At 64.2% G+C, this 24,725-nt stretch carries 23 protein-coding genes; 11 read left to right on the forward strand and 12 right to left on the reverse strand.

Annotated elements, in window-relative coordinates; all coding sequences use genetic code 11:
- Positions 1–202: 202 nt before the first annotated feature.
- Positions 203–1,108: a LysR family transcriptional regulator gene (locus PIN31009_RS06340; RefSeq protein WP_058375561.1), complete on the reverse strand. Its 906-nt coding sequence runs from the start codon at positions 1,106–1,108 to the stop codon at positions 203–205.
- Between the two features lie 193 nt (positions 1,109–1,301).
- Between PIN31009_RS06340 and PIN31009_RS06345 the strand changes: the two genes are divergently transcribed.
- The 3 genes from PIN31009_RS06345 to PIN31009_RS06355 are packed head-to-tail and all read left to right on the forward strand — an operon-like array spanning position 1,302 to position 3,078.
- Positions 1,302–1,511, forward strand: a complete 210-nt coding sequence (locus tag PIN31009_RS06345) for a tautomerase family protein (protein WP_023597244.1) — start codon at positions 1,302–1,304, stop codon at positions 1,509–1,511.
- Complete coding sequence (locus tag PIN31009_RS06350; protein WP_150789705.1) at positions 1,511–2,320, forward strand: 2-keto-4-pentenoate hydratase; 810 nt, start codon at positions 1,511–1,513, stop codon at positions 2,318–2,320. Before PIN31009_RS06345 ends, PIN31009_RS06350 begins: the two co-directional genes overlap by 1 nt.
- Positions 2,317–3,078 (forward strand): 2-keto-4-pentenoate hydratase, encoded by a 762-nt coding sequence (locus tag PIN31009_RS06355; protein ID WP_058375559.1) that lies wholly within the window; start codon positions 2,317–2,319, stop codon positions 3,076–3,078. The genes PIN31009_RS06350 and PIN31009_RS06355 overlap by 4 nt, the downstream gene beginning before the upstream one ends.
- A 92-nt stretch (positions 3,079–3,170) precedes the next feature.
- On the opposite strand, the gene ribD is transcribed toward PIN31009_RS06355, so the two are convergent.
- The 5 genes from ribD to hemL form a co-directional block, all read right to left on the reverse strand.
- Positions 3,171–4,268: a bifunctional diaminohydroxyphosphoribosylaminopyrimidine deaminase/5-amino-6-(5-phosphoribosylamino)uracil reductase RibD gene (gene ribD / locus PIN31009_RS06360; protein ID WP_150789706.1), complete on the reverse strand. Its 1,098-nt coding sequence runs from the start codon at positions 4,266–4,268 to the stop codon at positions 3,171–3,173.
- Positions 4,269–4,274: 6 nt separating this feature from the next.
- Entirely contained in the window at positions 4,275–4,793 is a 519-nt protein-coding gene (locus PIN31009_RS06365; protein ID WP_174996007.1) for a TPM domain-containing protein, read from the reverse strand.
- A 27-nt stretch (positions 4,794–4,820) separates the two neighbouring features.
- On the reverse strand, positions 4,821–5,789 hold the full coding sequence (locus PIN31009_RS06370; protein ID WP_150789707.1) for a TPM domain-containing protein: 969 nt from the start codon (positions 5,787–5,789) through the stop codon (positions 4,821–4,823).
- Between the two features lie 10 nt (positions 5,790–5,799).
- Positions 5,800–6,429, reverse strand: coding sequence for a LemA family protein (locus PIN31009_RS06375; RefSeq protein WP_058379812.1), 630 nt, complete (start codon positions 6,427–6,429; stop codon positions 5,800–5,802).
- A gap of 90 nt (positions 6,430–6,519) precedes the next feature.
- Entirely contained in the window at positions 6,520–7,824 is a 1,305-nt protein-coding gene (gene hemL, locus PIN31009_RS06380) for a glutamate-1-semialdehyde 2,1-aminomutase (protein ID WP_150789708.1), read from the reverse strand.
- A 416-nt stretch (positions 7,825–8,240) separates the two neighbouring features.
- On the opposite strand from hemL, the gene rnk reads away from it, so the two are divergent.
- Entirely contained in the window at positions 8,241–8,666 is a 426-nt protein-coding gene (gene rnk / locus PIN31009_RS06385; protein WP_058375555.1) for a nucleoside diphosphate kinase regulator, read from the forward strand.
- Positions 8,667–8,852: 186 nt separating this feature from the next.
- Here rnk and PIN31009_RS06390 read toward each other — a convergent pair whose 3' ends face one another.
- Positions 8,853–9,455 (reverse strand): phosphatase PAP2 family protein, encoded by a 603-nt coding sequence (locus tag PIN31009_RS06390; protein WP_170935882.1) that lies wholly within the window; start codon positions 9,453–9,455, stop codon positions 8,853–8,855.
- A 643-nt stretch (positions 9,456–10,098) separates the two neighbouring features.
- Here PIN31009_RS06390 and PIN31009_RS06395 point away from each other — a divergent pair.
- Positions 10,099–10,278 carry a hypothetical protein gene (locus PIN31009_RS06395; RefSeq protein ID WP_150789710.1) on the forward strand — a complete coding sequence of 60 codons (180 nt, stop codon included), beginning with the start codon at positions 10,099–10,101 and terminating at the stop codon, positions 10,276–10,278.
- Positions 10,279–10,371: 93 nt separating this feature from the next.
- Positions 10,372–13,113 carry a magnesium-translocating P-type ATPase gene (gene mgtA / locus PIN31009_RS06400; RefSeq protein WP_217426769.1) on the forward strand — a complete coding sequence of 914 codons (2,742 nt, stop codon included), beginning with the start codon at positions 10,372–10,374 and terminating at the stop codon, positions 13,111–13,113.
- 10 nt (positions 13,114–13,123) lie between these two features.
- Here the strand turns inward: mgtA and PIN31009_RS06405 are convergent, their stop codons facing one another.
- The 4 genes from PIN31009_RS06405 to PIN31009_RS06420 all read right to left on the reverse strand — a co-directional run bounded on the left by PIN31009_RS06405 (position 13,124) and on the right by PIN31009_RS06420 (position 16,659).
- Complete coding sequence (locus PIN31009_RS06405) at positions 13,124–13,660, reverse strand: hypothetical protein (RefSeq protein ID WP_150789711.1); 537 nt, start codon at positions 13,658–13,660, stop codon at positions 13,124–13,126.
- A 72-nt stretch (positions 13,661–13,732) separates the two neighbouring features.
- Positions 13,733–14,614, reverse strand: coding sequence for a 4-hydroxy-tetrahydrodipicolinate synthase (gene dapA, locus PIN31009_RS06410; protein ID WP_150683536.1), 882 nt, complete (start codon positions 14,612–14,614; stop codon positions 13,733–13,735).
- Positions 14,615–14,693: 79 nt separating this feature from the next.
- Entirely contained in the window at positions 14,694–15,128 is a 435-nt protein-coding gene (locus tag PIN31009_RS06415; protein ID WP_150789712.1) for a hypothetical protein, read from the reverse strand.
- A 109-nt stretch (positions 15,129–15,237) separates the two neighbouring features.
- Positions 15,238–16,659: an aldehyde dehydrogenase family protein gene (locus PIN31009_RS06420; protein ID WP_150789713.1), complete on the reverse strand. Its 1,422-nt coding sequence runs from the start codon at positions 16,657–16,659 to the stop codon at positions 15,238–15,240.
- Between the two features lie 101 nt (positions 16,660–16,760).
- Here PIN31009_RS06420 and PIN31009_RS06425 point away from each other — a divergent pair, with 101 nt between their 5' ends.
- The gene (locus PIN31009_RS06425) at positions 16,761–17,753 is read left to right on the forward strand and encodes a LysR family transcriptional regulator (RefSeq protein ID WP_150789714.1); all 993 of its coding nucleotides are present in this window, start codon (positions 16,761–16,763) and stop codon (positions 17,751–17,753) included.
- A 5-nt stretch (positions 17,754–17,758) separates the two neighbouring features.
- Here the strand turns inward: PIN31009_RS06425 and edd are convergent, their stop codons facing one another.
- On the reverse strand, positions 17,759–19,606 hold the full coding sequence (edd, locus tag PIN31009_RS06430; RefSeq protein ID WP_174996997.1) for a phosphogluconate dehydratase: 1,848 nt from the start codon (positions 19,604–19,606) through the stop codon (positions 17,759–17,761).
- 281 nt (positions 19,607–19,887) lie between these two features.
- On the opposite strand from edd, the gene zwf reads away from it, so the two are divergent.
- The 4 genes from zwf (at position 19,888) to PIN31009_RS06450 (ending at position 24,699) form a co-directional block, all read left to right on the forward strand.
- The gene (gene zwf, locus PIN31009_RS06435; RefSeq protein WP_150683540.1) at positions 19,888–21,348 is read left to right on the forward strand and encodes a glucose-6-phosphate dehydrogenase; all 1,461 of its coding nucleotides are present in this window, start codon (positions 19,888–19,890) and stop codon (positions 21,346–21,348) included.
- 79 nt (positions 21,349–21,427) lie between these two features.
- Positions 21,428–22,105 carry a 6-phosphogluconolactonase gene (pgl, locus tag PIN31009_RS06440; protein WP_150683541.1) on the forward strand — a complete coding sequence of 226 codons (678 nt, stop codon included), beginning with the start codon at positions 21,428–21,430 and terminating at the stop codon, positions 22,103–22,105.
- Entirely contained in the window at positions 22,083–23,954 is a 1,872-nt protein-coding gene (locus PIN31009_RS06445) for a bifunctional transcriptional regulator/glucokinase (RefSeq protein ID WP_174996999.1), read from the forward strand. Before pgl ends, PIN31009_RS06445 begins: the two co-directional genes overlap by 23 nt.
- A gap of 169 nt (positions 23,955–24,123) precedes the next feature.
- Positions 24,124–24,699: a MarR family winged helix-turn-helix transcriptional regulator gene (locus tag PIN31009_RS06450; RefSeq protein ID WP_150789715.1), complete on the forward strand. Its 576-nt coding sequence runs from the start codon at positions 24,124–24,126 to the stop codon at positions 24,697–24,699.
- The last annotated feature ends 26 nt before the right edge of the window (positions 24,700–24,725 follow it).

The following is a 24,725-nucleotide window of genomic DNA, read 5'->3' on the forward strand; positions in this document are numbered from 1 at the left end:
CGTAGTACTACGCAGATGGGTGCAGCGCAGCATTTCGACTTGCCGCACAAATCGGGGCCACGATGATTTACGAGACGCCTTAGGACATCAGGACATTTTGGATACAATCCGATCGCAGTTGAAATCCAAAGTTTTTGCTTTGCATCCGATTGCGTATATTTCAGCGGTCTTGTTTTCAGTGCGGACATCACCCGCCACAGCCTCACATCGTCAGCGCATGCCGGTGATTGCGCGACTGCCGGATCAGCGCCAGAAACGCGGCAAGAATCGGTGACGTGTCGTCGCGCCGGTACATGCAGTTCAGTTCGATGGAGCGCAGGCGCTGCGACTTGAGCGGCCGGTACACCACACCGGGCAGGCGTAAGTTCGCCGCGGACTCGGTCGTCACACAAATACCGAAGCGGCTCGCCACTAGCGCGATCGACGTCACCACGTCCTCCGCCTCCTGTTCGACGCGCAGCGTCACCCCCTCTGCACGAAACGCCGCCGTCACTTCTTCGGCTAAGCCCGGCATCGGTGCGTTCGGATAAAGAATCATTCGTTCGTTATCGAGATCGGCGAGCGTGAGCGAAGTTCGCTTGCATAGCGGATGCCCTTCGTAGAGCGCCACGAGAAATGGCTCGCGATGAATCCAGTCGACGGCGATGTCGGGTTCGTCCGGAATCAGGCGGTTGAAGCCGATGGCGATACGGCGCTCGCGAAGCGCGGCGATCTGCTCGGCTTTCGACAGGTTGTGCAGCCCGATCTTCACCTCGGGCCGGGCCGTGTGAAAGTTGGCCAGCAGGCGAGGAATCACATTGAGAATGCCCGAGCTGAAGATGCCGACGTCGAGCCGCCCGATATAGCCTTCGCCGGCCAGACGCGTCTGCTCTTCCGCGCGCCGGGCAAGCGACAGGATGTTGGGCACCTCGGCGAGCAGCGTTTCGCCTGCGGCCGTGAGCGTCGCGCCCTTGGGGGTGCGCACGAACAATTGCGTGCCCAGTTGCGCTTCGAGTGCCTGAATGTGCCGCGTGAGCGGCGGCTGCGCCATGTTCAGGCGCTCGGCGGCGCGTCCGAAATTGCCTTCCTCGGCCACAGCGAGGAAGTACCGCATCTGCTTGATGTCCATAAAGACCCTTGTCGCGTTGGGCATTCGCCGCCGTCATGGCGGATGTCAGCCTCATCGCTCAATCCAAACTCAATACCGAAATGGTATCGGATTTCGGAAAAACGGTATTGGACGGTATCTCGTTGCGCGCGCATCATTGCCCGTCGAAGCCGCTTGTTACAGCACCAACGCGGTAATTTCCGAGGACAGGGTCATGCCTATCGTACATATCAATCTGGTGGAAGGTCGCGACGACGCCACCGTGAAAGCCTGCGTCAAGGCCGTGGCACGTACCGTGCACGAGACGCTTGGCGCACCGCTCGAATCGATTCGCGTCTATGCGACGCAGGTCCCCGCCGCCCACTGGGCCGTGGGTGAGCGCACCAAGGACGAGCCGGCAGCACCGGCCAAGGCGGGCGCGTAATGGCGGCCGATCAGCAACGTTTGCAAGCGGCCGCCGACGCCCTCGTCGAAGCCGAGCGTTCACGCCACTTCATCGCCCCGTTGCGCGAGACTTTCGCGCCGCTGTCGATCGAAGACGCCTATGCCATTCAACGCATCAACACCGAGCGCCGTCTCGCTGCCGGGCGCCGCATCGTTGGCTGCAAGATCGGCCTGACGTCGGTGGCGGTGCAAAAGCAGCTTGGCGTGGACCAGCCCGACTTCGGCCTGTTGTTCGACGACATGGGCTATGGCGACGGCGAACCGATTCCCGCCTCGATTCTCACGCAGCCTAAGATCGAAGCCGAGATCGCCTTCGTGATCGGGCGCGATCTGAACGTCGACAACCCGGGGCAGCTCGATGTCTTGAACGCCATCGAATACGCATTGCCCGCGCTCGAAATCGTGGGCAGCCGCGTGGCCGACTGGAATATCCGTATCACCGACACCATTGCCGACAACGCCTCGTCGTCGGCCTATGTGCTCGGCAACACGCCGAAGAAGCTCTCCGAGTTCGACGTGCGCCTGTGCGGCATGGTGATGGAGCGCCGCGGCGAGCCGGTCTCCGTGGGCGCTGGTGCCGCGTGTCTGGGCAGCCCGATCAACGCGGTGGTGTGGCTGGCCCGCACCATGGCCGCCGTGGGCACGCCGCTCAAGGCGGGCGATCTGGTGCTCTCCGGCGCACTCGGCCCGATGGCGGCCGTCACGCCGGGCGACATCTTCGAGACCCGTATCAACGGCCTGGGCTCGGTCCGCGCCGTGTTTGAACCCGCCAGCGAGGCCGCACGATGAGCCATATTCAGGATTACGCCAAGCTGCTCGACGACGCCGCGCATCACGCGCACGAGGTCGAACAGTTCGATACCGACAACCGTCTCTCGCTCGACGATGCGTACGCCATTCAGGCCGCGTCGCTGGCTCGGCGTGCCGCGCGCGGCGAGACGCGTGTCGGCGTGAAGATGGGCTTCACCAGCCGCGCCAAGATGGTCCAGATGGGCCTCTCGGACGTGATCTGGGGCCGTCTGACGTCGGGCATGCAGGTGGAAGAGGGCACGGCCATCGACTTCAAGCGCTTTGTGCATCCGCGCGTCGAACCCGAGATCGCTTTCATTCTGAAGAAGCCGCTCGAGGGCAACGTCACCGGCCCGCAGGCACTGGCTGCGGTCGAAGCGATTGCGCCGGCCATCGAGATCATCGACTCGCGCTACAAGGACTTCAAGTTCACGCTGCCGGAAGTGATCGCGGACAACGCCTCGTCGAGCGGTTTCGTGATCGGCGCATGGCACGACCCGCGCACGGATTTCTCGAATCTGGGGCTGGCGATGACGATCAACGGCCGTACGGTGCAGGTTGGCTCGACGGCGGCGCTGCTCGGTCATCCGCTGCGCTCGCTGGTCGCGGCGGCGCGTCTGTCGGCCGCTGCCGGTGAGCCGCTGCAAGCCGGCTGGATCGTGATGGCAGGCGGCGCAACGCCGGCCGAGTACATCAAGCCGGGGCAGTACGTGTCGGTGGAAATGGAAAAGCTGGGCAGCGTGGGCTTCCACGTCTGAGCGTCACCCTAGCGAAACCACGACGCGGTTGAATAAAAAACGGGGCGTGTCACATCGACACGCCCCGTTTTTCGTTGTCCAGCCGCGATGTTTCAGCTTCGCTTGATGCGCGCCATGACGCGCAAATCGCCTTCGATCATCCGCACATCCGAGAACGCGAGGGGGATCTTGTCGTCGAGCGAGGTGAGCGCGGGCAGATTGAACATGCCTTGCGCGTCGCCGACGATGCAGGGGGCGAAATACGCCAGCAGTTCATCCACGCAGTGCTCGCGCAGCAATGACCCGTTGAGCTTGAAGCCCGCCTCAACGTGCAACTCGTTGATCTGCCGCTCGCCGAGCGCGCGCATGAGCGCCGGGAGTTCGACTTTACCGCTGGCGTTGGGCAAGTCGAGCACATCGATGCCGTGATCGCGCAGACGCGCCACCCGTGCTTCGTCGCCGTTTGCACAAACCACGAGGGCGTTGCCGTCGGCAAGCACTTTGGCGGTCAGGGCAATATCCAGCCGCGAGTCGACGATGATGCGCAGCGGCTGACGCGGCGTCTGCACTTCACGCACGGTCAGCGACGGATCGTCTTCACGAACGGTGCCGATGCCCGTGAGAATCGCGCAAGCGCGAGCGCGCCATGCATGGCCATCGGCGCGTGCCGCAGGCCCGGTCAGCCATTGACTCACGCCGTTGTGCAGCGCCGTCTTGCCATCGAGACTGGCGGCCACTTTCATGCGCACCCAAGGCGTGCCGCGCGTCATACGCGCGACAAACCCGATATTGAGTTCGCGAGCTTCTTGTTCGAGCAACCCGCAACGCACTTCGATACCGGCATCGCGCAACATCGTCAGGCCGCGCCCGGCGACGAGCGGATTCGGATCTTCCATCGCGGCGATCACGCGTTGCACACCGGCTTCGATTAACCCTTTCGCGCAAGGCGGGGTGCGTCCGTAATGGCTGCACGGCTCCAACGTGACGTACGCCGTGGCGTCGCGCAGCGATTCGCCGCGCGTGCGGGCGTCCTTCATGGCCTGCACTTCGGCGTGGTCCTGACCCGCCGGCTGAGTGAAGCCTTCGCCGATCACCCGGCCTTCGTTGACGATCACACACCCCACGCGCGGATTCGGCGCGGTGGTGAACATGCCGCGCTCGGCCAGAGCCAGCGCGCGGCGCATGTAAGCAAAATCCTGTTCCGAGAACATGGTCCGTCAGATCATCAGCGGCCGGTCGGTCAAGGCATTGTCCGGGGCCGCGCCGGCATGCGCCGGCAGGTGTTCGCGCGCAATGCCGCGCAAGGTGTTCAGAGCGTCGAGCACGCTCGGAACATACTGATCGTCACGAAAACCGGCGCTCATCTGCGCGACTACGGTATCCCACGTGCGCGGTGCCACCAGCGCATTGACAGCCTTGTCGGCGATCAGCTCGATATCGTGATCGGCAATGTTGATGTACAGCAGAATGCCGGTCCGGTCGCCCGTGTGGGCAATGCCGAGCTGGCGGAACAACTGCAAGGCGCGCTGCCGGCAGGTGTGGCCCTGCCAGACCGCGCCGAGCGGCATCGCCGCTTCGATCACCAGACGAATCTCGCAGCGATGATCGGCTTCGGAGTCGCGAATCGCCGCTTCGAGCGTATCGAGCGCTTTATCCGAGAACAGCCAGCGGGCGTGCGCGCGCCATGTGCCGAGATGGCGCAGCCAGCGCGAGAGATTGTGTTGCCGATGTTGCATCGCGATTTCCTCGTGTGCCATCGCCGATCACCAGTTCCCTGACGAGCCGCCGCCGTCGAAACCGCCGCCGCCTCCGCCGCCAAAACCACCTCCACCGCCGCCGCTATCGTCACCGCCGCCGCGTCCCCAGCCGCCTAAGCCACCCAAACCGCCCAGCCCGCCGCCGATACCGCCACCCAGTCCACCACCAAAGCCACCCGGGCCGATACGGCCGCGTTGGCCGGTCAGCACGCGCGAGCGCGGGTCGTTCGGATCGCTCAGGGCGCCGGGCAGGCCCGGGCCTTTGAAGCGCCGGCGGCTTTCCATGATCACCACCATCGCGATGATGAAGACTATGAACAGCAGCGGCAGAAAGTCGGAAAGATTGGAGTGCGGCGCACGCGTAGACGGCAATTGCGGTGCCGGCAACGCTTCGTTGTTGATCGCCGCTTCCACCGCTGCGACACCGGCGGCCAGACCGCCGAAGAAGTCGCCATTGCGGAAGTACGGTGCCATCACGTCGCGCAGAATACGCCCGGAGATCGCATCGGTGAGCGAGCCCTGCACACCGCGTCCGACTTCGATGCGCATTTTGCGCAAGTCGTTCGGATTGTCTTTCGCGATGAGCATGATCACGCCGTCATCGATCCCCTTGCGACCGGCTTTCCACGCATCGGCGACCCGGATGCTGTACTGATCGATCGTCTCGGGGGCGGTGGTCGGCACCATCAGCACGAAGATCTGGCTGCCGCGCTGTTGTTCGTACTGGGCGAGCTGGGTCTCGAGCGCATTGCGTTGCTCGGGCGTAAGCGTGCCGGTCAGGTCGGTCACGCGCGCGGTGAGTGCAGGCACCGCGACGAGCGATTCGGCACCGGCCGGCAGCGCCAGCCAGCACAGACAGGCGAGGGCCAGCGCCCACAGCAGGCGCGCGAGTCCGTACCCCCGTGAAGGCGCTGAGGCCGTGAGGCCAGACAGGCCCCACGATTGCAACGAACGACGCATCAGGACGTCAGCCATGGCCCGGTCCTCAGAACTTGACCGTCGGCGCCGTCGAAATCGCCTTCTCGTTCTCGACCGTGAAGTTCGGCTTCGGTCCGTAGCCGAACATCTTGGCCGTGAGGTTGTTCGGGAACTGGCGCACGTACACGTTGTAATCCTGCACCGACTGGATGTAGCGGTTGCGCGCCACGGTGATGCGGTTTTCCGTGCCTTCCAGTTGCGATTGCAGATCGCGGAACAAGCCATCGGCCTTCAGGTTCGGATAGTTCTCCGAGACCGCCATCAGGCGCGAGAGCGCGCCCGAGAGTTCGCCCTGCGCCTGCTGGAAGCGCTTAAACGCGTCCGGATCGTTGAGCGTTTCCGGCGTGACCGTAATGCTCGTCGCCTTGGCGCGCGCGTTGATCACGTCGGTGAGCGTGGTCTGCTCGTGCGTGGCATAGCCCTTGACCGTGTTCACCAGATTCGGCACCAGATCGGCGCGGCGCTGATATTGGTTGACGACTTCGCTCCACGCGGCCTTGACGGCTTCGTCTTTGACCTGAATGTCGTTGTAGCCGCAGGCGGAGAGGAACGACGTGAGGAATGCCAGCGCCAGCCAGCGCGCGAACGTGCCGCGACGGGCGGCGAACGTCTGACGGAACTTTGTCGGCAGCAGCATGAGCATGATGTGTGTCCTTGTTTTAGCAGGAGTGAATCGTTATGTAATGCGGCAACAAATGCGGTAATGCACTCACGGATCGTGGCCCGGTCAGGCGATCGTCTTGAACGCTGCGCGTGCGGCGTCGAGGGTCGCTTCGAGCACGGCATCGTCGTGCGTGGCCGAAACGAAGCCCGCTTCGAACGCGCTCGGCGCCAGATAGACGCCGCGATCGAGCATCGCATGGAAGAACTTGTTGAAGCGCGGCACGTCGGACGTGGTCACTTCGGCGAAGCTCGCGGGCACATTGGCGCGGAAGTAGAGACCGAACATGCCGCCGACGCTGTCGCCCGAGAACGGCACACCCGCCTCTTGTGCTGCGTCGACCAGACCGGCGACCAGTTTCGAGGTGCGCTTGGACAGGTCTTCATAGAAGCCCGGCGCCTGAATCAGCTTGAGCGTGGCGAGGCCCGCGGCCACGGCGAGCGGGTTGCCCGAGAGCGTGCCCGCCTGATAGACGCCGCCGAGCGGTGCCAGATGCGCCATGATGTCGCGGCGTCCACCGAAGGCTGCCGCCGGCATGCCGCCGCCGATGACCTTGCCCAGACACGTCAGGTCGGCGGTAATGCCATACAGCGCCTGCGCACCGCCCAGACCCACGCGGAAGCCGCACATCACTTCATCGAAAATCAGCACGGCGCCGTGCGCGGTGCAGAGCTCGCGCAGCGTTTGCAGGAAGTTGCGCGAACCGCGCACGAGATTCATGTTGCCGGCGACCGGCTCGACGATCACGGCACCGATCTCGCCGCCTTGTTGCGCGAACAGCTCGCGCAGTTGCTCGACGTTGTTGTACTCCAGCACGAGCGTGTCGCGCGTCACTTCCGGCGGCACGCCGGCCGAGGATGGCGCGTTGCGCGTCGAATCGGCAAACGTCAGCAGGCCCGACCCGGCCTTGACCAGCAGGCTGTCGGCGTGGCCGTGATAGCAGCCCTCGAACTTGACGATCTTGTTGCGGCCCGTGAAGCCGCGCGCCAGACGCAGCGCGCTCATCGTCGCCTCGGTGCCCGAGGACACCAGACGCACCTGCTCGATGGACGGCACCAGACGGCAGATTTCTTCGGCCATGACGACTTCGCCTTCGGTCGGGGCGCCGAAGCTGAAGCCCTGTGCCATGGCCGTTTGCACGGCGGCGACCACTTCCGGGTGCAGGTGACCCACGATCATCGGGCCCCACGAGCCGATGTAGTCGATGTAGCGCGTGCCTTCGGCATCCCACATGTACGGGCCTTGTGCGCGGGCGATGAAGCGCGGCGTGCCGCCGACCGAGCGAAACGCGCGGACCGGCGAGTTCACGCCGCCGGGAATGGTTTGCTGGGCGCGTTCAAAAAGGGCGTCGTTCGTAGTGTGTGCGGACATGACTTCTGCTTTACCTGATGAGGCCGGCAGGGCGATGCGCGGCGACGTACGGCGGGTGCACTGTGCAGGCGGTACGTCGGGCGTCGGTTAGCCGGCGTTGAAGAGGGAGGTTACGCCGCGCCGATGACCGGCATTTGTCGCGCGGTACCCGTGTAAAGCGGGCTGCGCGGGCAGGCGCCGGTCAGCGGCGTCGAATGCGTCGATTCTATCGGAACCGGGCCCACTCGGGCCAATATGCCCCGCTTGTAGCCCCGTACATAGCCCCTGTATGGCCTCTGTGAGCCCCGTGTGGCGGTGCCCGATGCACGCCCCGGCCCGGCTGGCAAGGGCTTCTCGCCGCGCGGGGGTTCTGTTAGATTGAAGGCCAACCTTTCAACCGATTCACCCAACGCTCAAGGAAAAACAAGGCCATCGACATGTCCACCGTCAATTCGCAACGTCCTCCGATCACTGTCTCGACTCTCGACCTTGACCGCCTCGAAGCGCTCATGGCGCAGGCCCCGCGCGCGGCATTGCCGTATGTGGAGGCACTCGAAACAGAGCTCGCCCGGGCGAGTGTCGTCGAACCCGAGCAAATGCCGGCCGATGTCGCCACGATGAATTCGGTGTTGCGCTACCGTGATCTCGCCACGCAGCAGGAGCATCGCGTGACGCTCGTCTATCCGCAGCATCTGGCGGCCACGGAAGGCGGTATTTCGGTACTGGCCCCGGTCGGCAGCGCGCTGCTCGGCCTGCGCATCGGTGAGTCGATTCACTGGCAAGTGCCGGGCGGCCACCTGATCGAGCTGGAATTGCTCGGCATCGATTACCAGCCCGAAGCCGCTGGCGAGTACCACCGCTAACTCACGTCTCCGCAGCACCATTGGGAGATTCGGATCTCCCGAGTCTCCCAACCTCCTTTCCGCAGTTCCGCAGTTCCCCCACAGATTCCCCGCAGTTGCCTCGCCAGTCCCGCGCAGTCCTGTTGCCGTCTTGTGTTCAGCGTTATTCGGCGTTATGCGGCGCTATTCAACGTTTTCTAAGACGATTTAACGACGCAGCCAGCCGCGTGCAATCGGCCAAGCCAGCAAGCGTCGATAAATGCCTTCGAAGATGGCGGCCACGATGCGGCTCGTCTCACGTGCCGACGCCGTGCGCATGATGAGCGCGACCACGATCGAGACGCAGAACCCGCCGAGCATATCGAGCGGCCAATGCACCCCGAGATAGACGCGCGCCCAGCAAACCGGCAATGCGCACAGCAACAACAGTTTGCCCAGCCCGCGTGGCGAGCGTGCGGCCGTGCCCATCAGCACGAAGGCCGACGCGAACATGATCGAGGCATGGTTGCTCGGGAACGCGCTCGTGGGCGCGTGGGGCAGCAGATTGGTGCCCAGACCGACGACAAACGGGCGCGGCTCGAACCAAGCCAACCCAATCACGAAGTTAATCAGCAGGACAAGGCCCACGCCCAGCAGGCCGTGCACCGCGCCTTCGCGATCGCGTCCGCCCGCCAGCCAGAGCATGACGAGACCGGCCGGCAGCAGCAGGATCAGGTATTTGGCGAGAAAGATGGCGATGGCCAGTTCACCGTCGCTGACAGCCGGCGAGGCGTTGATGGCCAGAAAGAGGGCGCGATTGAGTTGTTCCATAGGGCGTCGAGGGGCGAGAAGTCCGCACCGGAGACCCATGGCAATACGCTGGCTGAAACTTGGGCTGAAACCCTTGAGCCGGCGCATCGACGGCCGCCGGCAGGCGGTTTATGACGAAAGCATGACAGATTCTGGACGAACCCCGGCGCGGAGGAAAGCCGCTTTTGTCATCATTTTGTAACACGTTGATTTGTCACTTTTCTTTCGACGCACTCGGAGGTAAAATCGCGCCGTCATAGCTCTCAGGAGATTTCTCCGTGGACAGTTGTTCTAGTGGTAGTTGCCGGTCGACGCAGGTCGACACCATCACCGCGAGTTAGTCCCCCGGGTATCTCCCCGCCGCTGACTCGCATTTGTCGGGTTGGCGCGCACCTCTGACGTACGTTTCGATCGCCTTGCACGTTGCCGCTTTGCCATTGTGGCCAAGCCGGGCAGGGCAAGGCCGAAGCTGACCGTCGTTCGTAGCACGCTCCCTTATTCGTTTTACGTCTGCCGTTCGGGCCGTCTCACGCCTCGCAACGCAGGTTCGTTCGCATTCCGCGCGCACGCCGGTTGTCGCTTTCTGCCGACCGTCTGCCACGCAGGAACGCGAACTGACCGCGCGTGCCGGGCCGGATGGCGCTGTGCGGCCGGGAGATTCACCGTGTTCCGTTACTCCATGACCTTTCGCGGAAGCAATCCGCAAGCCCTGATGCTGCCCACCGAGTGCCTGCATCACTTTCACGTCGACCATCAAGCGCAAATCGATGCACAGGCCCCTCAAGGCTCGCGTCTGCACCAGTGGTGGCGTGCGGTGACGCGCAAGGCAACGCCGGTGCGCTGAGCCGGGCCTTCAAACAACAAAAACCTAGCCCTCGGGCGCCGCCCGGTCGCGACAGACCGGGGCTGGCGCCCGCGATCCTTCAGGATGTCTCCGATGCAACAAACCCTCACGCTCAGCGAGCGTCTGATGACGGTACTCGGCGCGCGCCTCGGCCTGCGCTACTTCCGCCGTCGCGACATGCTCGAAACCCTCGATGCGCCTGCGCACGGCCACGAGGCACCACCCGGTCTGGCCGACGCCGCCCGCGTTGCCGGCCCCGATCTGCTCGCGCGCCTGCGCACGACCCGCGAAGGGCTCTCCGACGACGAAGCCGCGACCGTTCGCGCGCACGTCGGCCCCAATGAAGTCGAGCACGAGAAGCCGCTGCCTTGGTGGCGCCACCTCTTCCATTGCTACCGCAATCCGTTCAACCTGCTGCTCACGATTCTGGCGGCGGTGTCGTATGCGACCGACGACACCGAGGGAACGATCATCATCGCGACGATGGTGATCATTTCCACGGTGTTGCGATTCGTGCAGGAAGCGCGCTCGAACAAGGCCGCCGAGAAGCTCAAGGCGATGGTCAGCACCACTGCCACCGTGCTGCGCCGCGACGTTGATATCACCGGCGAGGCCGCGACGCGGCAAGGCGCCCGGTCAGCGCGCATGGGCCGTGAAATTCCGCTGGCCGAACTGGTCCCCGGCGACATCGTGTTGCTCGCGGCGGGCGACATGATTCCCGGCGACGTGCGCATTCTCGCCGCGAAAGACCTCTTCATCTCACAATCGGCACTCACGGGCGAAGCGTTGCCCGTAGAGAAATTCGCCCACGTGTGCGAGGCCGGCGGCAGCAACCCGCTGGCCTACGACAACCTCGCCTTCATGGGTACCAATGTCGTGAGCGGTTCGGCCACGGCCGTAGTCGTGGCGACAGGTGCACGAACGTTTTTCGGCTCGCTGGCCCAGCGCGTCACGGCGCAGGAGCGCACGGTCACGTCGTTCCAGCAGGGGGTGAACCGCGTGTCGTGGGTGCTGATCCGCTTCATGCTGGTGATGACGCCCATCGTGCTGCTCATCAACGGGTTCACCAAACACAACTGGCTCGAAGCGTCGCTGTTCGCGCTGTCGGTGGCCGTGGGCCTCACGCCCGAAATGCTGCCGATGATCGTGACGGCCACGCTCGCCAAGGGCGCCGTCGTGCTCTCGCGCAAGAAGGTCATCGTCAAGCGGCTCGATGCGATTCAGAATTTCGGTGCGATGGACGTGTTGTGCACCGACAAGACCGGCACGCTCACGCAGGACAAGATTTGTCTGGAGCGCCACACCGACGTGTGGGGCCACGCCTCAGAAGACGTGCTCGAGTACGCCTATCTGAACAGCTTCTATCAAACCGGTCTGAAGAACCTGCTCGACGTGGCCGTGCTCGACCATGGCGAACTGCATCAGCGGCTCGACGTGGTGAACCGCTATCGCAAGATCGACGAGATTCCGTTCGACTTCCAGCGCCGTCGCATGTCGGTGGTGGTCAGCGAGAACGGCGAGCATCACGAGTTGATTTGCAAAGGCGCGGTCGAAGAAGTCATGGCCGTGTGCGACCGCGTGCAACACGGCGCGAATGTCGAACCGCTGACCCCCGATGTCCTTGCGCGTCTGCGCCGTGTGACAGCCGACCTGAACGCCGAGGGCCTGCGCGTGGTGGCAGTGGCGACGCGCCATCTGCCGCCGGTGCAGGAGAGCTACGGCATTGCCGACGAGCGCGAACTGGTGCTCGTCGGGTACATCGCGTTTCTCGATCCGCCCAAGGAGTCGACGGCGCCTGCACTCAAGGCACTTGCTGCCTCGGGCGTAGCCGTCAAGGTACTCACGGGCGATAACGATCTGGTCACCGCCAAGGTGTGCCGCGAGGTCGGTCTGAAGGTCGACGGCTGCGTGCTCGGCGACGAGATCGAAAACATGAGCGACGCCGAACTCGCGCAGACGGTCGAGCGCGCCAACGTGTTTGCGAAACTCACGCCGGCCCATAAGGAGCGGCTGGTGCGCATGCTGCGCGCCAATGGTCATGTCGTCGGTTTCATGGGCGACGGCATCAACGACGCCCCGGCATTGCGCGCTGCCGATATCGGTATTTCGGTGGATACGGCGGTCGATATCGCCAAAGAGGCCGCCGATCTGATCCTGCTCGAGAAGAGCCTGATGGTGCTGGAGCAGGGCGTGATCGAAGGGCGCCGCACGTTCGCGAACATGCTCAAATACATCAAGATGACGGCCAGCTCGAACTTCGGCAATGTTTTCTCGGTGTTGATCGCCAGCGCGTTTTTGCCGTTCCTGCCGATGTTGCCGTTGCAATTGCTCACGCAGAACCTGCTCTACGACCTGTCGCAGACGACCATTCCGTTCGACAACGTCGATGCCGAGCAACTCACGCAGCCGCAGCGATGGAACCCGGCCGATCTGTCGCGCTTCATGATCTTCTTCGGCCCGATCAGTTCGATTTTCGACGTGCTGACGTTCGTCGCCATGTGGCATCTGTTCGGCGCGAACAGCGCCGAGCATCAGACGCTGTTCCAGTCGGGCTGGTTTGTCGAAGGGCTGCTCTCGCAGACGCTGATCGTGCATTTGATCCGCACGCGTCGCATTCCGTTCGTGCAAAGCCGCGCCGCGTGGCCGTTGCTGATGATGACCGGTGCGGTGATGCTCATCGGCCTGATGCTGCCGATGTCGCCGTTCGCCGATACCTTCAAGATGCAGGCACTGCCGCTCGCCTACTTCCCGATGCTCGCGGCGATTCTGCTCGCTTATGCAGTGCTGACGCAGATGATGAAGGGCATGTTTGCACGGCGGTTCGGCTGGCAGTGAGGCGTCAAAATCAATGCGAGTGCGCACGTGCAGTTTCGCCGCCTGCACCGCCTGCGCCGTAGTGCCCGATCGCCGGCTCCCGCTGGCGCTTCGGCGACATCGCAATCCCCAGCTCGGCGTACACCTCGTCGAGCGCCTCACGCGGACCGATGAGTAACGCCGTAGTCTGACCGTCGGCATCGGTGACCAGACTCACGAGCGTCTGCCCCTGACACGTTTCGCGTGCGGCGACGAAACGCGACGACGTCAGCGCCGCGAGCGTGGCAAAGCGCTCGGCCTGTACGAGCCCCGTGATGTGAAACATCGGCTGCGCGGCGCCGGTCGCACGCGGTGCCAGCCGGATGTTCGTGCCATCGGTGGAGGCGCCGAGCGCAGCGAGCAGCTTGTCGCGTCCCTGTGCGCCCAGCACGCAGTAATCGCCATGCACCCAGCGTGAGATCGTGTTGCCGGTAATGCCGGTGGCATATGCCAGCCGGGCCAGCGTGGTGCCCGAGAGTTTGATGAGCAGGCGTGCGACAGTCCGGTGGCGTTGTTCGATGTCATCCATGGCGAATGTCCTCAAGTCAGAACGATCAGAGCAGTCAGCGCAATCAGCGCAATCAGTGCGATGGGTCGGCGATCAGAACGCCATCATCACTTCGAGTTGGGCGTCGATCTCTTTGCGCAGGGCGGCGCTGCACGGCATGAGCGGGCGGCGCACGATCGGCGAGCACAGTCCCAGCGTGGAGAGCGCAGCCTTGATTGCGACCGGGTTGGGTTCGGAGAACAGGCGGCGGATCAACGGCTTCATGCCGTTGAACAGCGTGTTAGCGTGCGCCATATCGCCTTCGCGCACATAGCGCATCAACTTCAGATACAGATCAGGCCGGATATGCGCGGCTGCCGAGATGCCGCCGACGGCGCCCGCTTGCAGCGCGGGGAGCCACTGCATGTCGTCGCCGCACATCACGCGCATGGTCGTTTGCGAGGGCAGGTGCAGCAGCGGATGCGCGTCGCATTCCTTGATGCACGGGAACGACTCGTGCGCGGCCAGTTCGCGAATGGTGTCCACGCCGAGCGTGACGCCCGTGCGCAGCGGCACGTTGTAGAGCACGATCGGCTTGTGCGTACCGGCAGCCAGTGTGCGGTAGTGCCAGAGAATGCCCTCTTGCGACGGACGCAGATAGTAGGGCGGCGGCACGAGATAACCGGCGAGCGGCAGATCGTCGAGACGACGAATCTGGCGTGCCGCGTTGGCCGTGTCGGCGGCCCCCACACCGGCCATCACCGGCGTACGGCCGTTGGCATACTGGCAGGCGGTCTGCGCCAGCCAGTAGCGCTCTTCGTCAGTGAGCAGCGTGCCCTCACCGGTGGTGCCGGCGACCACCAGACCGTTCACACCGGCGGAGAGGTAGTAGTCGACCAGCAGCTTGAACCCATCGTGGTCGATGGTCGCGCCATTGGCGCCGGTCATGGGAGTAACGAGCGGAATCCACACGCCTTCGAAGATGGCAGTGTTCATAACGTGATGTCGGGTGAGGGCAGCCCGCCGGCCGTGAGGCACGACGGGTATTCATTCAATTCAAATCAATTCGGTTCGGTCAGACAGCCGGGCGCAGGCGCAGCGCACCGAACTCGGCTTCCGGCAGCGACTGCATGACAACATGCATGGCGCGCGAGGCTTCGACACGCGGCAGGGCGATCGACACGACGGCGGCGGTATCGCGCCGGATCGGTCGAATCGTCTCGACGCGCCACGGCAGCGGCAGGCTCATCGCCAGCGTGACGGCCAGCGTGGAAACGGCGGCGCGGCTGAGTGTGATGTCGAGCGTGGCGTCCAGTCGAGCGCGCGGCGTGTGCCGGTTGCGCTGTCGTACGGTGGGCGCCGGACGCGGTGCGGAAAACGAGGCGGCGCGATCAGACGTATCGACGGCGTCGTGCGATTCGTGAGATTCGAATGATTCGAACGGGGCGCCAGCGGGTGCGAGACGAGCACCGGGAGGTTCGAGACTGGCGCGTTGAGCTAGCGTAGGCATGGCTGCGTGTCGACAAGCGACTGAAGTGACAACGAGGCCAGTCTAAGTAGGAGGGGATAAAAATGGCGTCAAGATTTTTGACGCCATCTTGGAGGGATGTCGGAGGGAATTAGTACGCGGCCAGCACGGCCTTCGGTTCGAGAAATGCCTCTAATCCGTACGTGCCGTACTCGCGGCCGATACCCGATTGCTTGAAGCCGCCGAACGGCGCGGCAGGCTCGTGGTTGAGCGTATTGACCATGACGCGGCCGGCTTCGAGCCGCGCGGCAACCTCGCGTGCACGTTGCTTATCGGCACCGAACACATACGCCTGCAAGCCGTAGGGCGTGTCGTTCGCAATGGCGATCGCGTCTTCGGTATCGCGATAGGCAATGATCGACAGCACCGGACCGAAGATTTCTTCGCGGGCAATGCGCATGTCGTTCGACGCGTCGCTGAACACGGTCGGCTGCACGAACCATCCGCCATCCACACCTTCCGGCAGTCCTTCGCCACCGGCGATCAAGCGCGCACCTTCATCGGTGCCGATGCGAATGTAGCCTTGCACGCGCTCCCATTGCTTGCGGCTGACCATCGGCCCGATGGCCGTTTGCGGATCACGCGGGTTGCCCGCTTGTGTGCGTGCCACTTCCTCGCGCACGCGGGCTTCGAATTCGGCCAGCCGGTGTTGCGGCACGAGAATGCGTGTGCCTGCAATGCACGCCTGACCACTGTTCATGAAGCCCGCGCCGAGCGCCATCGGTACCACGTCGTCAAAGTTCGCATCGTCGAGCACGACGAAGGGCGATTTGCCGCCGAGTTCCAGCGTCACGCGCTTCAACGATTCAGCCGCCGTGCGCAGAATGGTCTTGCCCACCGCCGTAGACCCCGTGAACGAAATCTTCGCAACATCGGGATGCGCGCTGATTTCGGCGCCCACCGTTTCGCCCCGCCCCGTAACGATGTTGAACACTCCGCGCGGCAAGTCGGCCGCGTGCAACGCTTCGGTCACGATGCGCGTTTGAATGGCGCTCATCTCGCTGGGCTTGATGACGGCCGTGCAACCCGCTGCCAGCGCGGCAGCGAGCTTCCCGCAGATAAAGCCTGCATCGTTGTTCCACGGGGTAATCAGGCCCGCGACGCCAAGCGGTTGCATCACGACTTCAGCCGTGCCCGCCGGGCGCGTGAACGCGTAGTTCTCGAGCACTTTCACGGCTTCGAGTAGCACGTCGCTGGCGTGCCGTGCCATCCATCCGGCGCGCGAGACCGGCGCACCATATTCTTCGACGATGGCGTCGAGCAGGTCGTTTTCTCTCGCGAGCACCGCGGCGTGCATGCGTTTGAGCATCTCGATGCGCTCACCCTTGCTCGTGCGGGAGAACGCGGGAAAGGCCCGCTTCGCGGCGGCAATCGCATCGCGCGCGTCCTGCGCATCGGCGAGGCGCACGCGACCGATCACTTGTTCAGTGGCCGGGTTGAAGAGGTCGAACGATTCGTCGCCGTGTGGCGTGACGAATGCGCCGTCGATATAAATCTTGTCGATGATCTGCATGATGACTCGCGGTGGAGTGGGGGGATGGAGTCATCATAGGTGCGCAGCATTGTGTTGAGTAGCCGTACAATCCGGCATGTCACGTTGAGAGATTCAGGATAATGAAAACCTCCGGTCTGGGTGAGCTTGAGGCGGTGCTGGCGGTGGCGCGCCATCGCAATTTCCGTGCGGCGGCGACCGAATTGGGTGTCTCGACGTCGGCACTCAGCCATGCGGTGGCCGGTCTGGAGGCGCGCATCGGCGTGCGCCTGTTCAACCGCACGACACGCAGCGTGTCGCTGTCGGCGGCGGGCGCGCAGTTCGTTGACAGCGTCGCGCCCGCGCTTTCCACCATTCGCGTGGCAATCGAACAGGCGGGCAGTTTTCGCGACACCGTGTCGGGTGTGTTGCGTATCAACACCTCCGCCGGGGCTGCGCGGGTGGTGATGCCGCTCTTTCTTGAGTTCTTGCAGCGGTACCCGGAGATGAAGCTCGACATCGTCACCGAGGGGAAGATGGTCGATATCGTTGCGGGCGGTTTCGACGCGGGTATCCGGCTGGCCGAAGCCGTGCCGCAAGACATGGTGGCGGTGCCCTTCGGTGGCGCGCTGCGCTTTGCCGTCGTCGGCAGCCCGGACTACTTCGCCCGGCACAAGCCGCCACGTGCCCCGGCCGATCTACTGGCCCATGCGTGTATTCGCATGCGCATGCCGAGTGGCGTGATTTATCACTGGGAATTCGAGCGGCACGGCGAAGTGGCGCGCATCGACGTCGATGGGGTGTTGACGCTGGATGAACCCGACCTGATGCTGCAAGCGGCGCGCGCCGGTCTGGGGCTCGCGTATCTGAGTGAATGGAATGTGGCGGCCGACTTGCAAGCGGGCACGCTGGTGCGGGTGCTGACGGCGTGGACACCGCCGCTCGATGGCGTGTGTCTGTATTACCCGAGCCGCCGCCATGCGCCCGCCGGGTTGCGAGCGCTTATCGACATGATTCGAGAGCAAGCGGAGGCGGAGCGCAAGCGAGGAGAGCACGGCGTTCAGCCCGCGCGCCCGCCCGCGTCGAAGGGGCGAGTGCGCAGCCTGTCGCGCAAGCCGGGTGACAAGCGTGCCTAGGGCGCCTAGGACCCCGGCGGATACTCAGCGTCGTTGAACAGCACGCAAGCACCGTGCGGCGCCGCGCCCACGTTGTTGCGGAACAGCCCGAACGTGTTGCGCCACGGATCGAACGCGCGTTGCGGCGTCGGCTCCGGCGTGCGCGCCGCGAGCACGGCAGCATCCACTTCCATATGAAGCAGGTTCTTCTCGCAATCGATGGTGATGATGTCGCCGTCCTGCACGCGCGCGAGCATGCCGCCTTGCTCCGCTTCCGGTGAGAGGTGGATGGCGGCGGGCACTTTGCCCGACGCGCCCGACATGCGCCCATCGGTCACCAGCGCTACATGATGGCCTTCGTCCTGCAAGAGGCCGAGCATCGGCATGAGCTTGTGCAGCTCCGGCATGCCGTTCGCACGCGGCCCTTGGAAGCGGACCACGACAATCACGTCGCGCGTGAGCTCCCCGGCTTTGAAGGCCGCCTGCGCCGATTCCTGATCGGGAAACACCCGTGCCGGTGCGCGCACTTTCTGATGCTCCGGTTTGACGGCGGACGACTTGATGACAGCGCGGCCGAGATTGCCCGCGAGCATGCGCAAGCCGCCTTCGTGCGCAAACGGCCGGGCGGCCGGGCGCACGATGTTCTCATCGAGACTTTGCGCGGGCGCGTCCTGCCACGAGAGCACGTCGTCACGCAGCGTCGCTTCCTGTGTGTAGGCGCGCAAGCCGTGTCCCATGACAGTCGTCACGTCGTTGTGCAGGAAACCGGCGTCGAGCAGTTCCCGGATAAGGAAATTCAGCCCACCCGCCGCGTGAAACTGGTTCACGTCGGACTTGCCGTTCGGGTACACATGCGCGAGCAGCGGTGTGACGTCGGAGAGTTCGGCGAAGTCTTGCCAGTCGAGCAGAATGCCGCCCGCATGCGCCATCGCGACGAGGTGCAGCGTGTGATTGGTCGAGCCGCCCGTGGCGAGCAGGCCGACCACGCCGTTGATAAAGGCGCGCTCGTCGAGAATGTGCGAGGTGTTGATGCCCGTCTTGGCCAGCGCCACGGCGCGCGCGGTCGCGGCCTGCGTGAGTGCGTGACGCAAGGGCGTATGCGGATTGATGAACGAAGCCCCCGGCAGGTGCAGTCCCATGAATTCCATGAGCATCTGATTGCTGTTGGCCGTGCCGTAGAACGTACAGGTGCCTTCCGTGTGATACGCGGCAAGCTCGCTATCGAGCAGGGCGGCGCGGCTGACGCGCCCCGCGGCAAATTCCTGCCGGATGCGCGACTTCTCGTCGTTCGGCAGCCCAGAGGGCATCGGGCCAGCCGGTGTGAACACCGCGGGCAAGTGTCCGAACGCCTGCGCGGCGATCACCAGCCCGGGCACGATCTTGTCACACACGCCGAGGAACATGGCGGCATCGAACAACTGGTGCGAGAGCGCTACCACCGAGGCCATGGCGATGACGTCGCGCGAGAACAGCGACAGCTCCATGCCTGCATAACCTTGTGTCACGCCGTCGCACATGGCAGGCACGCCGCCCGCGACCTGCGCGCTCGCGCCATGCGCACGGGCGGCCGATTTGATGATGTCGGGAAATTCGACAAACGGCGCGTGCGCCGAGAGCATGTCGTTGTAGGCGGTGACGATGCCGATGTTGGGGGTGCGTTCGGAGCGGATTTTCAGGCGGTCGTCGGCGGGGGCTGCGGCGAGCGCGTGTGCCATGTTGGCGCAGCCGAGCGATTCGCGCCCGGGTTGGCCTTGGGCGGCACGCTCGACACCTGCGAGATAGGCCTGCCGTGACTTCCGACTGCGCTCGATCAGGCGTTCGGTGACGCGTTTTACCACCGGATGCAGCGACACGTTGTGCGAAGACTGGGTCATGGGGATTCCCGGACGTTGTGGGTTGCCCATACGTCTCGCGCGCTCGAAACCTGCGGCGCGCGGCCCGCATGCTGGCTGGGAAGTGCTCTGTCCTGCGTCGCCCCAAAACTACCCGACGATGTAGTCAAAGCACGAGATTTAGTTGAATTGCAGTGTAGTTAAACTACAATGCAGTGTCAAAGTTGCGCCTTCCCAGTGACGTCAGAAACCACTCGCAACGCCGGTAAGCCTTTGTGGCGCGGGTGGTTTCACGTTCCGACCGCACGGAGTCCACGCTCTCCATGAACACGCCTTCACCCTATACCTTTGTTTTGTTCGGCGCCACCGGCGATTTGTCGCTGCGCAAGGTGCTTCCGTCCCTGTTCAGGGCGTTCTGTACGGGGCAGTTAGCCGAGGTCGGCAACATTTTGGCGGTCGCGCGCAGCCCGATGGACGCCGAGGCGTATCACGCGTGGTGCGAGCAGCATGTGCGCGCACATATCGGGTCCGACGTCTGGGACGAGGCGCAATGGAAGCGCTTTCTCGGCACCATCGACTACCTGCCGCTCGATCTGGGCCGCAAAGAAGAATTCAACACGCTGGCCGAACGGCTGGCAAAGCGCGAGGGCGTGCGCATCTTCTATCTGGCGACCGGGCCGTCGCTTTTCATTCCAATTTGCGAAGGGCTGCGCGCCGCGAAGCTCAACGAACACGGCCGCATCGTGCTCGAGAAGCCGCTCGGTCATGATCTCGCCTCGTCCGTGGCGATCAACGACGCCGTGGGGGCGATTTTCCGCGAAGACCAGATCTACCGGATCGACCACTACCTTGGGAAAGAGGCGGTGCAGAACCTGCTCGCGTTGCGCTTCGGCAATGCGATCTTCGAGCCGATGTGGCGGCGCGACCTGATCGAAAGCATTCAGATCACGATTGCCGAAGAGCTGGGTGTGGAAGGGCGCGGCGAGTTCTACGAGCAGACCGGCGCATTACGCGACATGGTGCAGAACCACTTGCTGCAACTGCTCGCCATCGTCGCGATGGAGCCGCCGTTCGCGATGGATGCCGATGCCATTCGCGACGAGAAACTGCGCGTGCTGCGCTCGCTGCGTGCGCTCGATGACGATACGGTCGCGCGCAACGTGGTGCGCGGCCAGTACGGCGCCGGGGCCATCGGCAAGACAGCGGTGCCGGCATATACCGACGAACCCGGTGTGCCGTCGGACAGTCAGACCGAAACCTTCGTCGCGCTCAAGGTCGAAATCGACAACTGGCGCTGGGCCGGCGTGCCGTTCTTCCTGCGCACCGGCAAGCGGCTGGGCGAGCGCGTGGCGGAGATCGTGGTGAACTATCGTCCCACGCCGTATCCGCTGCTTGGCGAAGCCACCGCGCATGCGGGCGCCAACCGTCTCGTGATTCGCTTGCAGCCGAACGAATCGATGCGGCTGTACTGCTTGGCCAAACAGCCGGGCGAGGGCATGAATCTGCAAACGGTCCATTTGGATCTGGCGTTCGACCAGTTCTTCAAAGGCCACACCATGGATGCTTACGAGCGCCTGCTGCTCGACGTGATCCACGGCCGGCTGGCGTTGTTCGTGCGCCGCGACGAGCAGGAACAGGCATGGCGTTGGGTGGCACCGATTCAGGCGTACTGGGCACGTCAGCACAAGGGGCCGAAGCGCTACGCCGCCGGCACGTGGGGGCCGCCCGCCGCGAGCGCACTGCTCGCGCAATACGGCACCTGCTGGGTAGAAGAAGACAACTGATAGAAGACAGCCGAGCGCGCACGAAGTCAGGCAAACAGACCGGCGAGGCGGCGAAGTCAGCAAGCATAAGGAGCGAGACATGATTCACTGGCGGACGTATCCGACCCGCGAAGCGCAGGCGCATGCGTTGGCGAATGCGGTGGTTGCGGGCCTCGACGAGGCGCTGACGATTCGCCCGCGTGCGCTGCTCGCGGTCTCGGGCGGCACGAGCCCCAAGCCGTTTCTCACCCAACTCGCGCGCCTGCCCGTGGCGTGGCGCGACATCGGCATCACCCTCGTCGACGATCGCTGGCTGCCCGACACGCACGCCGACAGCAACGCCCGGTTGGTGAGTGAAACATTGCTTCCGGGCGCCAAGGGAGCGCAGTGGCTACCGCTTGTCGACACTTCCGCTGCCCCCGAATTGCAAGTGCGCACGCTCAACGACACATGGACGCACGGCGTGCCGCAAGTCTGCGTGCTGGGCATGGGCGAAGACGGTCACACCGCGTCGCTCTTCGCCGACGCGCCGCAATGGCACGACGCCATCACCACCCAAGACAAGTTCGTCCTCGTGCAACCGCAGCAGGCTCCGTACACGCGCGTGTCGTGGTCGTTGTCTGCGCTGGCGTCGAGCGAGCGGTTGTTGTTGCAGATTCAGGGCAAGGCCAAGCGCGCCGTGCTCGAAGCCGCGCAGGCGCAACCGCAGGACAACGCCATCTCCCGGCTGATTCACCGTGAAGGAGTCAAGATCGATGTCTTCTGGAGTGAGGAATAATCCCCCGCATGTGAGCGGCCCGCGGCTGCTCGCCGACATTGGCGGCACCAACGCCCGGTTCGCGCTTGAGATTGCACCGGGCGATCTCGTCGAGATTCGCGACTACGCCTGCGACGATTATCCCGGCGTGCCGGAAGTCATCCGCGCCTATCTCGATGAGGCCGATCACGCCGAACCCGTGCGCCACGCGGCGATTGCGATTGCCAATCCCATCGAAGGCGACGAAGTCCGCATGACCAATCGCGACTGGCACTTCTCCATCGAAGCCACGCGCCGTGCGCTGCGGTTCGAGACGCTGCTCGTCGTCAACGACTTCACGGCGCTGGCGATGGCGCTGCCGTATCTGAACGACGCACAAAAGCATCAGGTCGGCGGCGGCGAGCCTCGGCCGAACGGCGTGCTCGGCTTGTTGGGGCCGGGGACCGGCGTCGGCGTGTCGGGGCTGATTCCGGCCGGCGATCGCTGGATTGCGTTGGGCAGCGAAGGCGGACACACCACGTTCGCACCCGCCGATGAGCGCGAGATCGACGTGTTGCGCTACGCGTGGCAGCACTTTCCCCATGTGTCGTTCGAGCGATTGGTCGCGGGGCCCGGCATGGCGCTGGTCTATCAGGTGTTGGCCCTTCGTGCGAAAAAGCGCGTCAAACCGCTGGAAACGCCCGATATCGTGAAACTCGCACAAGCGGGCGATGCGCTCGCCCACGAAACGGTCGATTGCTTCTGCGCCATGCTCGGTACGTTGGCCGGCAATGTCGCCGTGTCGCTGGGCGCCGTCGGCGGCGTGTACCTTGGCGGCGGTGTGATTCCCAAGCTCGGCAAGCTTTTCGAAGATTCGCCATTTCGCGCGCGCTTCGAGGCGAAGGGGCGTTTTGAAGCGTATCTGAAGAAGATTCCGACGTTCGTCATCACCGCCGATCATCCGGCGTTTCTCGGCACCTCGGTGATTCTTGCGGAGCAGTTGGGCACGCACGCGGCAGGGGCGGGCGCGTTGATCGATCGCCTGCATCGCTTGCGCGACCGGCTGAGCCCGGCCGAGCAACGGGTCGCGGAGCTCACGCTGAAGCAGCCTCGCGCACTGCTGGCCGAACCGGTGTCCGAAATTGCGCGGCTAGCACGTGTGAGCCAGCCGACGGTGATCCGGTTCTGCCGCAAGCTGGGCTGTCAGGGGCTGTCGGACTTCAAGTTGAAGCTGGCGAGCGCGCTGACGGGGACGCTGCCGGTGCGCCACGGTCAGGTGCACGTCGGCGATTCGGCAGCGGAATTCAGCGCGAAGGTGCTCGACAACACCGTCTCGTCGATTCTGCAACTGCGCGAGCATCTTGACGCGCGCACCGTCGAAGCGGCCGTGTCGCTGCTCGATGGCGCACGCCGTATCGAGTTCTACGGGCTGGGCAATTCGGGCGTGGTTGCGCAGGACGCGCACTACAAGTTCTTCCGGTTCGGCATGCCGACGATTGCCTACGGCGACCCGTATTTGTTGCAGGCGTCGGCGGGTTTGCTCAATGAAGGCGATGTGGTTGTCGCGATCTCGGCGTCGGGCCGGTCGGCCGATCTGAATCGCGCGGTCGACATTGCCATCGGGCGCGGGGCGAAGGTCATTGCGCTGACCTCGCGCAATTCGCCGCTCGCACGTAAGGCCACACTGGTGCTGCCGAACGATCACGTGGAGACGATGGGCGCACACGTCACGATGATCGCGCGCATTCTGCATCTGGCGACGATCGACGTGCTGGCCGTGGGGGTTGCGATCCGGCGTGCCGGTCCGGGGGCACAGACGGCGGGCGAGGGCGCGCTCGACTGGCTCGGGCACGGCAGCGGACAGGACGCGGCAGACGAAGCGGCGGCGTAGATCGATGGCATGGCGGGCTGCGATTCGATCACCTCGTTCGACTCGGTCGATCGTTTGAATCGCCGGTATCAGTCAAGGAGTCCGACGTAATCCGTAGTAATCCGTATACGATTTCCACGACTGTTTTGGCTGCTTGATATTCGTAAACATGTTTATCATAATGCGGCCTATGAAAGTGACCGATTCCGCCCAACGTTTCGGCTTTCTCGTGGCAGACGTTCAGCGTCTGTACGGGCGCCGCTTCGAGCAGTTTGCCCAACGCGCGCTGCCGATGACGCGCGCGCAGTGCCGCCTGCTCGTCTATCTCGCCGACAATCGCGGCGTGAGCCAGACCGTGCTGGCCGACATTCTCGAAGTCTCGCCACCGGCGCTCGCACGTTCGCTCGAACGCATGGAAGAAGCCGGCTGGGTGCGTCGCCGTCCTGACGCCCGCGACCCTCGTCTGCATCGTCTGTACGTCACGCGTTCGGCGCTTGAGCAGTTGGCGGTGGCGCGCACCCTCTCCGATGAGGTGCGCAACGAGGCACTGACCGGGCTGACGGCCTTCGAGACGGTGCAGCTCATGCAACTGCTGCAAAAGGTGCGCCGCAACCTCACGAGCGTGGTGCCCAAGCCGCTCGATACCGTGGTGCCGGCGGCGCTGCGGGGAGCCGACACTGCGGAACCTCCGCATGGGGCCACGGCCACGGATGACCCAAGCGCCGAGCCGGACGACGGGCCGGACGAAGACAACCCCGCCAACTGACGCAAGACAATCCCGACAACCCTATC

This window comes from Pandoraea iniqua, assembly GCF_902459685.1.
Taxonomy (GTDB): domain Bacteria; phylum Pseudomonadota; class Gammaproteobacteria; order Burkholderiales; family Burkholderiaceae; genus Pandoraea; species Pandoraea iniqua.

Coding starts and splice junctions, on each gene's coding strand:
- PIN31009_RS06340 (WP_058375561.1), bottom strand. CDS start 1,108: ATGGACATCAAGCAGATGCGGTACTTCCTCGCTGTGGCCGAGGAAGGC.
- PIN31009_RS06345 (WP_023597244.1), top strand. CDS start 1,302: ATGCCTATCGTACATATCAATCTGGTGGAAGGTCGCGACGACGCCACC.
- PIN31009_RS06350 (WP_150789705.1), top strand. CDS start 1,511: ATGGCGGCCGATCAGCAACGTTTGCAAGCGGCCGCCGACGCCCTCGTC.
- PIN31009_RS06355 (WP_058375559.1), top strand. CDS start 2,317: ATGAGCCATATTCAGGATTACGCCAAGCTGCTCGACGACGCCGCGCAT.
- ribD (WP_150789706.1), bottom strand. CDS start 4,268: ATGTTCTCGGAACAGGATTTTGCTTACATGCGCCGCGCGCTGGCTCTG.
- PIN31009_RS06365 (WP_174996007.1), bottom strand. CDS start 4,793: ATGCAACATCGGCAACACAATCTCTCGCGCTGGCTGCGCCATCTCGGC.
- PIN31009_RS06370 (WP_150789707.1), bottom strand. CDS start 5,789: ATGGCTGACGTCCTGATGCGTCGTTCGTTGCAATCGTGGGGCCTGTCT.
- PIN31009_RS06375 (WP_058379812.1), bottom strand. CDS start 6,429: ATGCTGCTGCCGACAAAGTTCCGTCAGACGTTCGCCGCCCGTCGCGGC.
- hemL (WP_150789708.1), bottom strand. CDS start 7,824: ATGTCCGCACACACTACGAACGACGCCCTTTTTGAACGCGCCCAGCAA.
- rnk (WP_058375555.1), top strand. CDS start 8,241: ATGTCCACCGTCAATTCGCAACGTCCTCCGATCACTGTCTCGACTCTC.
- PIN31009_RS06390 (WP_170935882.1), bottom strand. CDS start 9,455: ATGGAACAACTCAATCGCGCCCTCTTTCTGGCCATCAACGCCTCGCCG.
- mgtA (WP_217426769.1), top strand. CDS start 10,372: ATGCAACAAACCCTCACGCTCAGCGAGCGTCTGATGACGGTACTCGGC.
- PIN31009_RS06405 (WP_150789711.1), bottom strand. CDS start 13,660: ATGGATGACATCGAACAACGCCACCGGACTGTCGCACGCCTGCTCATC.
- dapA (WP_150683536.1), bottom strand. CDS start 14,614: ATGAACACTGCCATCTTCGAAGGCGTGTGGATTCCGCTCGTTACTCCC.
- PIN31009_RS06415 (WP_150789712.1), bottom strand. CDS start 15,128: ATGCCTACGCTAGCTCAACGCGCCAGTCTCGAACCTCCCGGTGCTCGT.
- PIN31009_RS06420 (WP_150789713.1), bottom strand. CDS start 16,659: ATGCAGATCATCGACAAGATTTATATCGACGGCGCATTCGTCACGCCA.
- PIN31009_RS06425 (WP_150789714.1), top strand. CDS start 16,761: ATGAAAACCTCCGGTCTGGGTGAGCTTGAGGCGGTGCTGGCGGTGGCG.
- edd (WP_174996997.1), bottom strand. CDS start 19,606: ATGACCCAGTCTTCGCACAACGTGTCGCTGCATCCGGTGGTAAAACGC.
- zwf (WP_150683540.1), top strand. CDS start 19,888: ATGAACACGCCTTCACCCTATACCTTTGTTTTGTTCGGCGCCACCGGC.
- pgl (WP_150683541.1), top strand. CDS start 21,428: ATGATTCACTGGCGGACGTATCCGACCCGCGAAGCGCAGGCGCATGCG.
- PIN31009_RS06445 (WP_174996999.1), top strand. CDS start 22,083: ATGTCTTCTGGAGTGAGGAATAATCCCCCGCATGTGAGCGGCCCGCGG.
- PIN31009_RS06450 (WP_150789715.1), top strand. CDS start 24,124: ATGAAAGTGACCGATTCCGCCCAACGTTTCGGCTTTCTCGTGGCAGAC.